The sequence below is a fragment of the Lysinibacillus sp. A1 genome (assembly GCF_000801965.1).
Classification (GTDB): domain Bacteria; phylum Bacillota; class Bacilli; order Bacillales_A; family Planococcaceae; genus Lysinibacillus; species Lysinibacillus fusiformis.
Genome location: NZ_JSZM01000011.1, coordinates 270,926 through 286,332 on the forward strand (window position 1 = coordinate 270,926; position 15,407 = coordinate 286,332).

A 15,407-nucleotide genomic window follows, 5' to 3' on the forward strand; every position below is an offset into this window, starting at 1 on the left:
ATTTTCCACGTTATAGTATAAGTATTATTTTAGCACAACGTCAGAAGAGTTGAAATCATTCAACAATACTCCCCATATAAAAAGTCTGAGAAATGAATCTCAGACTCAACTTACGAATTGAAAATGGCTCCTTGTTCTTGTTCGATTGTTTGTAAATAGTTCGCTGCTTTACTATGTTTATCCTGTAAGCGCCAAATTGTATTATGTACATCATCTTGGACACGTGAAACCTGTTCTCTTGCGGTTGAAATTTTGGAATGGACCGACCAAGCTGAAAAAAGATCATCGAAGAAATAGTCCGCAAATTTAACAAAACCATCTGTTTCGACTTGTAGTGTCTTTGTAGACATCTCATGAACATCTAATAGCTCATTGTGAAAACGTTGCAACGCAATTTGTGCACTATGTATGTAATTTTCTGATTGATCAAGTGCACCATGCTTTAAGTGTGTAGCGATTACTCCACCACCAAAGAAAGTATCCCAAGTCGAATATTCGTTGGCCGAATGAAGTGACGCAGCTGCTTGCCCCAACTTTGTCAGAGCTACCTCCCCTGCTCCTTCTGCTTCTTGAATTTCAGCAATGAGTTGCTTTGTGTGAATTTTTTCCTGAGCTAAATGCTCCAATCTCTCTGCCTGTGCAGGATTATGGATTTGTAAATAGCCCTTCTGTTTTGCGTGAATTTCTCGAAGCTCATCTTGTAAGGCTATCGTATTGATTTGAGCTAATTTCTGAGTTATTTGAACTTTATCTTTGCTTAAATCCGTCTGCATTTTCTTCGCTTCTTTAATTTTTAATTCAAGCACGGCTGCTTTATCAATTTTTTCAGCCCGTAATTCATCTTGTTGCCCCGTCCAAGTACGAATCATATTCATAAATGAAAAACCCTCTAATTTATGTAGTTTGGACCGAATTTGATTGAGTGTACTAAAATGTTTGTTTATTTCCTGTTGGGTATGCTCAATCTGCTTGTCAATTAACAGTCCTTGCTCGTTTAGCCTTGCCGCTTTTCTTAGTTGTGTATGAATCTTTTCCTGCTCTTTTTGTAATTGCTTCCATTCCATTCATATCAACTCCTTATATATCAGTACGGATGACAAGGAAAAATGTTTCAATTTTCATTGATAATATCACATACTAATTTTTAGAAATAAAACGCCTAGTAACTGTATAGCTACTAGGCTTGGACTTTTTATAATGGAATATTACCATGTTTTTTCTCAGGACGCGTTTCCTGTTTATTAGATAGCATATCAAGTCCTTGAATCAGTTTAATGCGTGTATCTCTTGGATCAATAACATCGTCTACCATTCCACGAGATGCAGCAACATATGGATTAGCAAATTTCTCTTTATATTCTTCAATTTTTGCCGCACGTGTTGCTTCTGGATCATCTGATTTTGCAATTTCACGGGCAAAAATGATGTTTGCTGCTCCGGCAGCTCCCATAACTGCAATCTCAGCGTTTGGCCAAGCAAATACAAGGTCTGCACCAATTGATTTAGAGTTTAGGGCAACGTAAGCGCCTCCATAAGCTTTACGTAAAATCACTGTAATTTTTGGTACAGTTGCTTCGGAGTAAGCATAAAGAATTTTCGCGCCATGACGAATGATGCCACCATGTTCTTGTTTAACACCTGGGAAGAAACCAGATACGTCTTCAAATGTAATGATTGGAATATTGTAAGCATCGCAAGTACGGATAAAACGAGCTGCTTTATCAGAAGAGTCTATATCCAATCCTCCAGCAAGTACTTTTGGTTGGTTACAAACAAGACCAACTGACTCACCAGCAATACGTGCAAAGCCAACTACAACGTTTTTCGCAAATTCTGCATGAACTTCCATGAATGAACCTTCATCCACTACTTGTTCAACGACTTTACGTACATCATAAGGACGTGTTGTTTCAATCGGTACAGTATCTACGATTTCTGGACGGTAGTCATCCCCCTCTGGTCGATCTTGACGAGGTGCTTTTTCTTTATTATTTTGGGGTAGATAGCTTAACAGTTTTTTAATTTCTTGAATTGCCTCTTCTTCAGATGGTGCACGGAAATGAGCATTACCACTTACTGCATTATTTACTTTCGAACCACCTAAATCTTCAGCAGAGATTTTTTCACCTGTTACAGTTTCGATCACTTTAGGTCCTGTTATAAACATTTGAGATGTTTTATCGACCATTAAGATAAAGTCTGTGATTGCAGGAGAATATACAGCTCCTCCAGCACATGGCCCCATAATTACGGAGATTTGCGGAATAACGCCCGAGTAAATCGCATTTCGGTAGAAAATATGACCATAGCCATCTAGTGAAAGAACACCCTCTTGGATACGTGCGCCACCTGAATCGTTAATACCAATAAATGGCGTGCCATTTTTCGCAGCGAGGTCCATAACTGTTGCCATTTTTTTCGCATGCATTTCACCTAGTGCGCCACCAAACACTGTAAAGTCTTGAGAGAATAAGTATACTGGACGTCCGTTAATTTTACCGAAACCAGTTACAACACCATCACCAGGACCTTCCATTTTTTCCATTCCGAAGTCTACTGTACGGTGAGTAATAAATGGGTTGATTTCAAAAAATGTGCCTTCATCTAGTAACAAATCAATACGTTCACGAGCTGTTAATTTCCCTTTTTCATGCTGTTTTTCGATGCGCTCATAGCCACCACCAAGTTCAATTACCGTCTTACGATCATACAAGTCATTGATTTTGTCGAACATATCCATATTAATCACTTATCCCCTTTTCCACTTTTATCACATAATTCATATAACACCCCGAACGAAGATTTAGGATGCATGAACGCAACCTCTGCACCTCCAGCACCAGGTCCTGGCTCTTCCGATAAAAGACGTACACCTTTTTCACGAAGCTCTACCATACGCTCACGAATTCCTGTCACACCAAAAGCAATATGGTGAATACCTTCTCCACGTTTTTCAATAAATCCATGAATGGCACTTTTTTCACTCATTGGTTCTAATAGCTCCAATTTCACGTTGCCTGCGTCGATAAAGGCAACACGAACTTGTTGTGAATCTACTTCTTCCACTTTCAATAACTTTAAACCTAAAGTTTCTGTATAATATGTAATGCGTTCATCAAGATCGCGCACCGCAATCCCAATATGGTCTACTTTCTCCATGGTGACATCTCCTTCTGTTATGGTACATACTCTATTTTACAGACTTTTTTGTCAAAACTCTACTACTTGAGAAATTTTTCAGATTTGATAAACTATTTATAAGAAAAGAAGGAGCGAACGAGCATATGAGTAATAAAAAGTTTCAAAAAATCGTTGTTTATACTATGGTCGCAATCATGCTAATCTCATCTCTAGCATTCGGTTTATCAATGCTAGTTTAAGGCAAGGCCATAGCGTCCACACTACTGTGGGCGCTCTTTTTTTACCTTTAAACCCTTAAATGACTGCTTTATTTCTAAATACCTGTCCATTTCCTCGATAAACTGATAGAGTGCGGCTTGAGCGATAAATTGCTCATGATTTTGCGGCAATGGTAGCTGAGAGAAATCATGTTTCACCTGCTCTAGCTTTTCCCGATAATGACTCGCTGTATTTCCAGAATGAATATGTCCCCCGAGGTCTTGTAAAAAATCTGCCACAATTTCAGCCTCTTGTACTATAACAGGTAAAGTTGTAATTTTTGGTAATACTCTTTCGATAATTTCTAGCTGTTTTTCTCGCATATCGAAATACATATAGTAATCATTTTTACGTCTCGTAAAATGGTTTTCAACATCTTTAAATGCCAAGGACTTTGCATCATTTAATGTTCGAATAGCTTCAATGATCTCATGCCCATCCCATAACGTATCCCCTTGTCGTAAATAGCTAGCAATTTCTAAAAATATTTTGCTATATAGCTCCTCAATTTTAACTCTGTAGTAATTTAATTCCTTTTGAATATCTGGCATATACATATTGATGGCTATACCGGTTCCATAGCCGATAGCCATCAACGCTAATTCATTATAAACAAGCTCCATCGAAAAACTTTTAGCGGCGTAAATATGCATAATAATGACGACACTAGAAATAAATCCGTCTGCAACTCTCAAGGACACAATCGTTGGGATAAAAAGCAATAGCATACCTGCTAGTGTTAGTGGCTGGTAGGAAAAAAGTTCAAAGCTTACAAAGGCAAAAAACATGGCCACTATACTAGCAACTAATCGTGTATAGGCTGCATGGATGGATTTTTTCTTCGTTGGCTGAACACATAATATCGTTAGAATACCAGCAGAGGCATACGAGGCTAAATTAAAATATTGAGCAATGGCAATCGCAAGTGCTGCACCAATTGCTGTTTTTAAAGTTCGATAGCCGATTGAAAACTTCTTCAGGCCGACTGCCTCCTATCTTTTAGTACTCTTCAGTGAATATCGCTAATTATTTAGCCAATATTACAAAAATTTTAATGGTAATGCTGAACTATCTATACATGATAATTAAGTAGGAAGCCTGCATAGATCAACTTTCTATGAGGCTTTTCTACTTAGTTATAAAGGATTGCTCTTATGCAAAATTTGACTTACAGCTCGTCACAATATTCTTCAAAGTTTGCTTGTAAGTTTGTCACAACTGACATCGGGTCATGCCCTTCAATTTCATAGCGACCCACTTCAGCGACAACTTGTCCATCTTTTAATAGAATAAATGATGGTGAGGATGGTAGGTGATCTTCCCCAAAAAGATAACGAGCCGCTGCAGTCGCTTCTTTATCTTGTCCTGCAAATACAGTTACTAAGTGATCTGGGCGTTTATCGTAATGTACACATTGCGCTGCTGCTGGACGAGCAATACCACCCGCACAACCACACACTGAGTTCACCATAACTAATGTTGTACCTGGACGAGCAAACGCCTCCTCAACAGCCTCCGGTGTTTTTAGCTGTTCGTAGCCAGCCGTTTCAATTTCAGCACGAGCTGTTTTTAAAATTTCCTGCATAAATAAATCGTAATCCATATTCATATAGCGATAGCTCCTTTCAAATCGCGTCAATTCAGCTTTTTATAGTAGGTATTTGACGCACATACATCTCTTATCATAGCAGTTTGCAACGAATTTGTGCACCCACTTGCTCATACATGTCAGTTGAATTTTCTAAGCTTATAAAGAAACTAGTTTACTGATCTTCCTGTTCCTCGCTAAATAAACGATCTACACCTTGTGTAACCGTTAGTTGGCCACTTAAAATTTGACGTTCCAGAAGCTGTACCTGTGCTTTACGTTGTGGATTTCCATAGAACATATCTATTAAATGATCAGTAATCATGGATTGGAACCACTCTTTTGTTTGTTTTTGACGTCGAGTAGCCCAATACCTGTTTGATTCAACAATTTGTTTAAATTCTTCTATGGTTCCCCAAACCTTATCGAGACCCCGTTTTTCCAATGAACTAACTGGCATTGCAGTTGACATCCAGCCTGGTGTAGCAGGCTGTAAAAAATGCAGAATCTGTTTATATTCTGCGACAGTTTTTTTGGCAAGCCGCATATTATCACCATCCGCCTTATGCACAACAATGGCGTCTGCTAACTCCATAATGCCCTTTTTCATGCCCTGCAATTCATCCCCTGCTCCAGTTAAAACTAGAAGCAAGAAGAAATCCACCATGCCTCGGACATATGTTTCACTTTGTCCCACACCCACTGTTTCAATGAGAATGACATCATAGCCTGCTGCTTCACAAACTAACATCGTTTCACGTGTCTTTTTATGAACACCCCCAAGGGTACCAGCCGATGGTGAAGGACGTACAAAAGCAGTAGGCTTCTTGACGAGCTCCTCCATGCGCGTTTTATCCCCTAAAATACTCCCCCCTGATAAAGAAGAGCTTGGGTCAATCGCAAGGACTGCTACTCGTTTTCCTATGTCACAAAGCATTGTTCCGAAAGCCTCAATGAACGAGCTCTTCCCCGCTCCTGGAACGCCCGTAATCCCGATTCTAATACTCTTTCCTGTATGCGGTAAAAGCTCCTGTAAAAGCTCCTGTGCTTGGACTTTATGCGTGGCATTCGAGCTTTCAATGAGGGTAATCGCTTTTGACAAATGTGTGCGAGAGCCTGCGCGTACTTGTTGTGCAAGCTCTCTAATATTAACAATGTCGGCTTTTTTCTTCCGGAATTTTTTTGGTGTACCATAGTGCATACCGTCGTGAGTCGCCTCGACTCCGCCCATCACAAATAGCGCACTTTCTTCCATTCCTTTGTTGTTGTCCATTATTCAGACACTTCCTCATAGCCTAAACGTTTGTAGATTTCCTCAATGATTTTCTGTGCGGATACAGGAATCACGGTACCTGGTCCAAAGATAGCTACTGCCCCAGCATTATAAAGGAAATCATAGTCTTGAGCAGGTATAACACCACCCACAATGATGATAATATCCTCACGCCCTAATTTTTCTAGCTCCGCAATCAATTCAGGCACTAATGTTTTATGACCCGCCGCTAACGAAGAGACACCAATGACATGAACATCATTTTCAACAGCCATTTGTGCTGCCTCAGCCGGTGTCATAAATAATGGAGAAATATCTACGTCAAAGCCTAAATCAGCATAGCCTGTTGCGACAACCTTAGCTCCACGGTCATGTCCATCTTGTCCCATTTTAGCTACTAAAATACGTGGACGACGGCCTTCGTTTTCAAGGAATTCTTCTGTCATTTGCTTCACTTCTGAAATTTGCTCCTCATCGGAGAAATTGGCAGAGTAGACACCCGAAATAGAACGGATGACAGCTTTATGTCGTCCAGAAACAGCTTCAATTGCATCCGAGATTTCTCCTAAAGAGGCACGTGCACGAGCCGCATCAACTGCTATAGCTAGTAAATTTTCTTCGCCATCTTGCGCCGCTTTCGTTAAACGAGCTAAATGTTTTTGAACCTCAGCCTCATCACGTGCTGCTTTCATCGCTTCTAAACGCTCAATTTGTTTTTGTCGCACTAGGGTATTATCAATATCTAGAATGTCAATTGGCTCTTCTTTCGTCAGACGATATTTATTTACACCAACAATCGTCTCTGTCTTGGAGTCAATTTTCGCTTGACGTTTAGCAGCTGCCTCTTCAACTTTCATTTTAGGAAGACCTGTTTCAATTGCTTTCGCCATACCACCAAGTGCTTCAATCTCTTCAATTAATGCCCATGCTGATTTAGTAATTTCTTCTGTTAATTTCTCCACGTAGTACGAACCACCCCATGGATCAATTACTTTCGTCATTGCTGTTTCCTCTTGTAAAAATAACTGCGTATTACGTGCGATACGTGCAGAGAAATCCGTTGGAAGTGCAATGGCTTCATCTAGTGCATTCGTATGCAATGATTGCGTATGTCCCATTGATGACGCATTTGCTTCGATCAACGTACGTGCTACATTATTAAACGGATCTTGCTCTGTTAATGACCACCCAGATGTTTGCGAGTGGGTACGCAAAGCTAATGTTTTCGGATTTTTTGGATTAAACGTTGACATCATCTGTGCCCAAATACGACGTGCAGCGCGCATTTTAGCCACTTCCATATAATAGTTCATGCCAATGGCCCAGAAGAACGATAGACGTGGTGCAAATGCGTCGATATCAATGCCTGCTTTTAGCCCTGTACGCACATACTCCAAACCATCTGCTAACGTATAGGCAAGCTCAATATCATTTGTTGCTCCCGCTTCTTGAATATGGTAACCAGAAATCGAAATTGAGTTAAATTTCGGCATATATTTTGCTGTATATTCAAAAATATCTGCAATGATTTTCATCGACATAGCTGGTGGGTAAATGTATGTATTACGCACCATGTATTCCTTTAAAATATCATTTTGAATCGTCCCTGCTAATTTTTCTGGTGTTACACCTTGTTCCTCTGCTGCTACAATATAGAAAGCAAGAACCGGTAGTACGGCACCATTCATTGTCATAGAAACGGACATTTGATCTAACGGGATTTGATCGAAAAGAATTTTCATATCCTCAACAGAGTCAATCGCTACACCTGCTTTTCCTACATCCCCTGTAACTCGTGGATGATCAGAGTCATAGCCTCGGTGAGTTGCTAGGTCGAACGCTACAGATAAACCCTTTTGTCCCATTGCCAAATTTCGCTTGTAAAAGGCATTGGATTCTTCAGCTGTTGAGAAACCAGCATATTGACGAACAGTCCAAGGTCGAGCCACATACATGGTAGGGTATGGTCCGCGTGTATTAGGTGCAATACCTGCTACATCATTTAAATGTTTAGCATCCTTGATATCTTCTTTTGTATAAATATCTTTAATTTCAATACCTTCATTTGTCATAAACTTATCATCAGACGCTTGAGGTGCATTAGCTGATAAAACTTTTTCTATTTCAATTGCATTAAAATTTGGCTTACTCATCGTTGGACCTCCTTTATGCTCGCGAACACTGACTGTAATTTTTCAATGATGTTCTGTCCTGCGAAAATAAAGCCGTTTAAGCCATTTGCTAGCCAAGCTTCTTCTTCGTCTTTAAATTTCCCAGCCACATCCACAAGTACACCTGCTGGTTTGTCTGCTAAAATGGCATGGACAAATTCCTTTGTATCCTCATCATTACCTGCAATGACAACATATTTAGCCTCTGTTGCCTTTAGCCAAGCTATTGCCTCTTCAACAGTTGCCGCCGGTTCACTTTTTTCAGGAACAAGACCTACCGTATTTAAGAAACCAGCAATAAAATCTGCTCTTGGCTTGGAGCTTTTTAATGTACCTAATGCTAAAATACCTGTTTTCACATCAGCTGCCGTCATTTCTGCACGCAGCTTTTCAAATGGAATAGCACTTCGTTTAATGCTAGCAAATAACGGATTCGTTTCACTTTCAAGTGCATCAGCTGGGTTGGCATAAATATTCGTTCCAATCAATGATTGCTTACGTGTATGTGCAGCATGAATACGAGATTGATACGATTTCTCTACTTCTTCAGCGAGCTTGCCAGATGCAGTGTATTCATCAATGCCGCCAGCTGCCTCTATTTCTAAGAATAACGCCCATGCCTCTTTGACAAAGTCTGCCGTTAACGACTCGATAAAATAAGAGCCACCTGCAGGGTCTATTACTTTTAAGACATTTGTTTCTTCTTTTAAAATTAATGACACGTTACGAGCAATACGTACTGACTGTTCTGTAGGCTTTGTTAACGCATCATGCGGATGAACCGTAAAGAGATCAGCACCGCCGATTAGCCCAGAAAGCGCTTCATTAGAAGATCGTAATAAATTCACATAAACATCCAATTTAGAGAAGCTTCTTAAAGATGTTTCAGCAACAGTTGGAATTTTTACATTTTCCGTAACATCATAGGCAGATGAGAACGCTTTCCAAAGTACTTTAAAAGCACGGAGTTTTGCAATCTCTGTAAAGAATTGCGTATCAACAGCAAAGGATACAAAAAATTTCTTTGAAAATGCTTCAAAGCTTTCTTCCTGTTCTACAAATTTTGCTGCTAATGCAAGTGCATAGGCCAATTCTTGAACGGCGTTGGCACCCTCATTATGATATAGGACTGTGTTAGCGCCGACTGAGCGCACGCTCGGAAAAGCATGTAAAGAGATTGGTTCGTTCGAAACGATGAAACCTTTCACAGCTTCTCGCTGATCCAAAGCAATTTTGTCAAACACTGTTAATAATGGGTCTTTTGTATCTTTAATAGTAATTTTAAATGAATATTCTGAGAAATATGATGCTAATTTGACCAATATATCTTCTGTCCAGTCAAAATTAACACGACTATCAATGGTAATAACTTCATTACCTCGAGCTAAACTGTCATCAAGCTGTGCAAAAAACGCTTCACTCGTATCAGCATGAATTTGCTGAGCTACTTGAAATGCTTGACTATTTTGTAGGGAACGAATTGTGGCAACTTGTCGATCAAGCTCATCACCAAGCTTAGCTACTAAACTTTCTTGTGTGTAAATGGGCTGTAGTGTAACACCCTCATTTGTTTTTGTGAATAGAGACTCAAATGGTTTCCCCTTTAAAGCTTTGATTGCTGCATCTTGCCAGTCTGAATAGGCCGGCTTTTCAAATTCAATATTTTTCATGTTGTTTGACATGCGGACGCTTAATCAGCTTCCCCCCTTAGTAGTTTCTATTTGTTATTCTACATGACAAATTGCGACTCGGAAAGCATAAAAAAAATCGGAAACCCTTATACAGCAGGTTTCCGACAAGTCATCAGTAGACTGACGTCGAAGATTTATTTGTATTTTCGAGTATTTCTTTTACTCTATTTAGGAATTTACCACATACTAGTCCATCCAACACACGATGATCTAATGATAAACATAAATTCACAATATCACGAGCGGCAAACATTCCACCTGGTAAAACGACTGGTTTTTTTACAATACTTTCCACTTGCAGGATAGCAGCTTGTGGATAATTGATGATACCCATTGATTGAATAGAGCCAAATGCTCCCGTATTATTTACGGTAAATGTACCACCTTTAATATCATCCATGGCTAATTTTCCAGTTCGAACCTTGTTAGCAAGCTCATGAATTTCTCTAGCAATTCCTTTAATGGATTTTTCATCCGCGTGTTTTATAACAGGCACGAATAATGCATCATCTGTCGCTACTGCAATCGAAATATTGATGTCATGCTTTTGAATAATTTTATCCTCAGCCCACATCGAATTCATCATTGGGAATTCTTTCAAGGCTTGAGCCACTGCTTTTACAAAGAAGGCGAAATATGTAAGATTAAAGCCTTCTTTTTGCTTAAATTCACCTTTTAGGCTATCTCGATAAGCAACTAAATCTGTTACGTCCACTTCCATCATCATCCAAGCGTGTGGAGCCTCATGAACACTTCTTACCATATTATTAGCAATTGCACGACGGACCTTTGTCACTGGAATTTCAATATCTCCTGGCTGGATAGGTTGTACCGGTGCGCCAGGCTTTTCTGCATGCTGAGCTTGTGCAGGAGCTGGCTGTTCAGATGGTGCTTGACTCGTTGCTGGCGCTGGTGCCGCGCTAGTTGCAGTTGGGATATTGCCCGTTTCAATTAGTTTTATCAAGTCTTTTCTTGTAATGCGACCACCCTCGCCCGTTCCCGTAACTTGTTCGAGTGCAATATCATGCTCCTGTGCAAGTCGAAGAACAGCAGGTGAGTAGCGTACTTTGTCCTTACGCGCTTCTTTTGGAGCGGCTGAAGGAGGAGTAGAAACTGATTGTGATGCCTCTTGTTTCTTTTGAACACCTGCATTTAAAATCGCTGTGCTTACAGCAGATTTTTTTTCAGGCGGTGGAGGTGGTAATTCACTATCTCCTGCAATTTCAATCGAGCATACAACTGCACCAACTGGCAATGTTTGACCTTCTTGCGCAATTAGCTCCGTAATAACCCCTTCAAACGACGATGGAATTTCTGCATTTACTTTATCTGTCACAACTTCTGCTAAAGAATCATATTTTTTTACTGTATCGCCAGGCTTCACAAGCCATTTTTCAATTGTACCTTCTGTTACACTTTCGCCGAGCTGTGGCATAGTAATATTTTGAACCGCCATCATTTATTCCTCCCATCAATTAAGCCTAGGCGACATTGTACCTGATGCAGCGCTAAATTAATAAACGAAGATAGGCAAATAGACAGATTTTGACTTTCAAACGGCTAAGTCAAAATCTGTTCTTCCGTCTGAGGCTTTCATTTTTTCAATCAGCCTTGCTTGGTATGTTAAAATGCCGCAAGTTCTCGCATCGCACGTTCAACTTTATCAGGATTAATCATAAAATATTTTTCCATTGTTGGTGCATACGGCATTGCTGGCACATCAGGTCCTGCTAGACGTTGAATTGGTGCATCAAGCTCAAATAAACAATGCTCCGCTATAATTGCGGCAACTTCACTCATGATACTACCTTCTTTATTATCCTCCGTAACAAGTAATACTTTTCCTGTCTTACTTGCTGCCTCAATTATTGCTTCCTTATCAAGTGGATAAACTGTGCGTAGGTCAAGTATATGCGCAGAAATTCCATCTGCAGCTAGACGCTCTGCCGCTTGTAGCGCAAAGTGTACAGCTAAACCATAGGTAATGACCGTCACATCATCCCCTTCACGCTTCACATCAGCCTTGCCGATTGGTAACGTGTAATCGTCTAGCGGTACCTCACCCTTAATTAATCGATAAGCACGTTTATGTTCAAAGAATAATACTGGATCTTCATCGCGAATTGCTGCTTTCAGCAATCCTTTAGCATCATACGGAGTTGATGGTATAACAATTTTTAAACCAGGCGTACCCGCAAAAAGGGCTTCAACGGATTGAGAATGATAAAGCGCCCCATGGATTCCTCCACCAAAAGGTGCACGGATTACCATTGGACAAGTCCAATCATTATTAGAACGGTAACGGATTTTAGCTGCCTCAGAGACGATTTGGTTGACCGCTGGCATAATGAAATCAGCAAATTGCATTTCTGCGATTGGACGCATACCATACATCGCTGCCCCAATACCAACCCCTGCAATAGCACTTTCTGCAAGTGGCGTATCTAGTACACGGTATTCACCGAATTGATCGTACAGACCTGTAGTGGCTTTGAATACACCGCCTTTACGGCCAACGTCTTCTCCTAAAATGAAAACTCGCTCATCACGTTCCATTTCTTCTTTCATTGCTAATGTAATCGCATCAATATAAGACATAACTGCCATTACATGTCACCTCCGTCCACTGGTGCATAAACATATTTCATGGCATCCTCTGGTTGTGCATATGGAGCCGCTTCTGCATAATCAGTCGCTTCATTCACTTCTGCCATCACACGTTCTTCAATTTCAGTACGTACGTTTTCAGTCATGACGCCAGCATCTGTTAAATACTTTTCGAATAACACAATCGGATCTTTTGCCTTACCTTCTGCTATATCTTCAGCCGTACGATATTGACGATCATCATCATCCGAAGAGTGGGCTGTTAAACGATATGTGACTGTTTCGATTAAGCTTGGGCCCTCTCCATTACGTGCACGGTCCGCTGCTTCTTTTACCACTTTGTAAACTTGTAATGGGCATTTCCCATCAACTGTCACACCTGGCATACCGTAGCCAATTCCACGATCAGAAACCTTCGCGCAGCCTAACTGGCGTTCAACGGGTACAGAGATCGCATATTGATTGTTTTCTACCATGATAATAACTGGCAATTTATGAACACCTGCGAAGTTTGCTCCTTCATGGAAATCTCCTTGGTTAGAAGAACCTTCACCAAGTGTCACGAAAGAAACAAAATCCTCTTTTTGTAGACGTCCTGCAAGTGCTACGCCCACTGCATGCGGCACCTGCGTTGTTACAGGCGAAGATCCTGTTAAAATACGATTTTTCTTTTGACCAAAATGCCCTGGCATTTGACGTCCACCAGAGTTTGGATCTTCTGCTTTGGCAAATGCAGATAACATCAGCTCTCTTGGTGTCATACCAAAATGTAAAACAACACCCATATCACGATAATATGGTGCAATATAATCTTTATCTTTATTTAGTGCAAAGGCTGCCCCAACTTGTGCTGCCTCCTGACCTTGACAAGAAATAACAAACGGAATTTTACCAGAACGGTTTAATAACCACATACGCTCATCTAATCTTCTGGCCATTAACATTGTTTCGAACATAGCAAGTACATCTTCATTTGACAAACCTAAATCTTCATGTTTGATTTGAACATCTTGCATACGAACACCCCTTTCGTATTATAGAGAAATAACTATCTTATCCTATATCCCCACATTTGGATACGTTAGTTATGAAATTCAGAAAAATTTAAAAATGGATAGCACGACCATCAACTGCTAAAGCAGATTCCACTAATACCTCATTTAATGAAGGATGTGGATGGATTGCCTGACTAATTTCCCATGGCGTTGCATCCAATAACTTAGCTAAGGATGCCTCTCCAATTAAATCTGTCACGTGCGGCCCTACCATATGAATACCCAAAATATCATCTGTTTCTTCATCAGCAATAATTTTTACAAAACCTTCTGCTTCTCCATTTACTAATGCCTTACCAATTGCCTTGAACGGGAATTTACCGATCTTTAATGAAAGGCCTCGCTCTTTGGCAGCAACTTCTGTTAAACCGATGCTAGCAACCTCAGGATATGAATAAACGCATTTAGGTACGTTCAGATCATTTAAATGCTCGGTTTTACCTGTCGCTATATGCTCGATCGCTGACAGTCCTTCATGAGAAGCAACATGTGCTAACTGTAAGCCACCAATCACATCCCCAATGGCATACATGTGTGATTCCTTCGTTTGATAAGAATCATTCACTTTAATGAAGCCATTTTCCACTTCGATTTCTGTATTTTCCAAACCAATATCTTGCGTGTTGGCTTCACGTCCTACACAAAGTAAAAGTTTATCTGCCTCAAAGACTTCTTCCTGATCATTCACTTTGGCAGAAATGAAAACGTTATCATTTTCTATTTTGAATGTATCTGCCTCTAAACGAGCATTTGTCACAATGCGAACTCCACGCTTTTCAAGCTGCTTTGTTACTTCTTTGACAATATCTGCATCTTCTGCAGGTAAGATAGTTGGTCCGTATTCTACAACTGTTACATATACGCCAAAATCGCAAAGCATAGATGCCCACTCAATACCAATGACACCACCGCCAACGATTAACAATGATTTCGGTAAATGATCAAGCTCCAACGCATGATCTGAATTCATCACATATTGACCATCAACTGTTAATCCGCCCATACCTCGCGGCTTTGAGCCAGTTGCAATGACAACATTTGTCGGTACAAGCATTTCATTTTCTTCCCCATTAGACATTTCTACCGAGATCGTTCCTGGCATTGGCGAGAAAATAGATGGACCTAAAATTCGTCCTGTACCATGATAAACATCTATTTTACCTTTTTTCATCAGTGTATTCACACCTTGGCTTAATTGCTCAACGATTGCTTGTTTCCTAGCTTGAACTTTGTCAAATTGCAGTGTTACACCTTCAATATCGACACCATATTCACTAGCCGTTTTATTAGCCATTCGATATACTTCTGCACTTCGAAGTAAGGCTTTACTTGGAATACAACCTTTATGCAAGCATGTTCCGCCTAAACGCTCCCGCTCTACAATAGCTGTTTTCAAGCCTAGTTGCGCAGCTCTGATGGCCGCAACGTAACCGCCTGTACCTCCACCTAAAATGACAACATCATAATTTTGAGCCATGTTTATTCCCCCTTTTGAGAAAAGTGCTAAAGTATTCTATCTATTAAACAAGCACCCTATCAGCTTACGGTCTATTCTTGCTTAAGAAGAACTTTAGCTTTACTACAACGATGCTCTTATTTGTTGGTAAAATTAGAAGAAGTCGA

13 protein-coding genes are annotated in these 15,407 nt (G+C 40.2%); 1 reads left to right on the plus strand and 12 read right to left on the minus strand.

Annotation, left to right across the window (positions count from 1 at the left end; translation table 11 throughout):
- Window positions 1-110: 110 nt before the first annotated feature.
- The 3 genes from PI85_RS09070 to mce form a co-directional block, all read right to left on the minus strand.
- The gene (locus PI85_RS09070) at window positions 111-1,064 is read right to left on the minus strand and encodes a hypothetical protein (protein WP_036126909.1); all 954 of its coding nucleotides are present in this window, start codon (window positions 1,062-1,064) and stop codon (window positions 111-113) included.
- Between the two features lie 128 nt (window positions 1,065-1,192).
- Window positions 1,193-2,740, minus strand: a complete 1,548-nt coding sequence (locus PI85_RS09075; protein WP_025116102.1) for an acyl-CoA carboxylase subunit beta — start codon at window positions 2,738-2,740, stop codon at window positions 1,193-1,195.
- A gap of 5 nt (window positions 2,741-2,745) precedes the next feature.
- Complete coding sequence (gene mce / locus PI85_RS09080) at window positions 2,746-3,159, minus strand: methylmalonyl-CoA epimerase (protein ID WP_012295035.1); 414 nt, start codon at window positions 3,157-3,159, stop codon at window positions 2,746-2,748.
- Window positions 3,160-3,284: 125 nt separating this feature from the next.
- Between mce and prli42 the strand changes: the two genes are divergently transcribed.
- Window positions 3,285-3,380 (plus strand): stressosome-associated protein Prli42, encoded by a 96-nt coding sequence (gene prli42, locus PI85_RS24225; protein WP_150907189.1) that lies wholly within the window; start codon window positions 3,285-3,287, stop codon window positions 3,378-3,380.
- A gap of 21 nt (window positions 3,381-3,401) precedes the next feature.
- Here prli42 and PI85_RS09085 read toward each other — a convergent pair whose 3' ends face one another.
- From PI85_RS09085 to lpdA, 9 genes are all read right to left on the minus strand, one after another.
- On the minus strand, window positions 3,402-4,379 hold the full coding sequence (locus PI85_RS09085; RefSeq protein ID WP_036126910.1) for an aromatic acid exporter family protein: 978 nt from the start codon (window positions 4,377-4,379) through the stop codon (window positions 3,402-3,404).
- 188 nt (window positions 4,380-4,567) lie between these two features.
- Entirely contained in the window at window positions 4,568-5,008 is a 441-nt protein-coding gene (locus tag PI85_RS09090) for a BrxA/BrxB family bacilliredoxin (protein ID WP_008179942.1), read from the minus strand.
- A 154-nt stretch (window positions 5,009-5,162) separates the two neighbouring features.
- Window positions 5,163-6,260, minus strand: coding sequence for a methylmalonyl Co-A mutase-associated GTPase MeaB (gene meaB, locus PI85_RS09095; protein WP_036126911.1), 1,098 nt, complete (start codon window positions 6,258-6,260; stop codon window positions 5,163-5,165).
- Complete coding sequence (gene scpA / locus PI85_RS09100) at window positions 6,260-8,413, minus strand: methylmalonyl-CoA mutase (RefSeq protein WP_008179938.1); 2,154 nt, start codon at window positions 8,411-8,413, stop codon at window positions 6,260-6,262. Before scpA ends, meaB begins: the two co-directional genes overlap by 1 nt.
- On the minus strand, window positions 8,410-10,113 hold the full coding sequence (locus tag PI85_RS09105) for a methylmalonyl-CoA mutase family protein (protein WP_036126913.1): 1,704 nt from the start codon (window positions 10,111-10,113) through the stop codon (window positions 8,410-8,412). Before PI85_RS09105 ends, scpA begins: the two co-directional genes overlap by 4 nt.
- A gap of 121 nt (window positions 10,114-10,234) precedes the next feature.
- Window positions 10,235-11,578: a dihydrolipoamide acetyltransferase family protein gene (locus PI85_RS09110; RefSeq protein ID WP_036126915.1), complete on the minus strand. Its 1,344-nt coding sequence runs from the start codon at window positions 11,576-11,578 to the stop codon at window positions 10,235-10,237.
- A gap of 167 nt (window positions 11,579-11,745) precedes the next feature.
- A complete protein-coding gene (locus PI85_RS09115) occupies window positions 11,746-12,729 on the minus strand; it encodes an alpha-ketoacid dehydrogenase subunit beta (protein ID WP_016993882.1) in 984 nt (327 codons plus the stop codon).
- Complete coding sequence (locus PI85_RS09120; protein WP_036126916.1) at window positions 12,729-13,745, minus strand: thiamine pyrophosphate-dependent dehydrogenase E1 component subunit alpha; 1,017 nt, start codon at window positions 13,743-13,745, stop codon at window positions 12,729-12,731. Before PI85_RS09120 ends, PI85_RS09115 begins: the two co-directional genes overlap by 1 nt.
- An 88-nt stretch (window positions 13,746-13,833) precedes the next feature.
- Window positions 13,834-15,261 carry a dihydrolipoyl dehydrogenase gene (lpdA, locus tag PI85_RS09125; RefSeq protein ID WP_036126918.1) on the minus strand — a complete coding sequence of 476 codons (1,428 nt, stop codon included), beginning with the start codon at window positions 15,259-15,261 and terminating at the stop codon, window positions 13,834-13,836.
- Window positions 15,262-15,407: the final 146 nt, after the last annotated feature.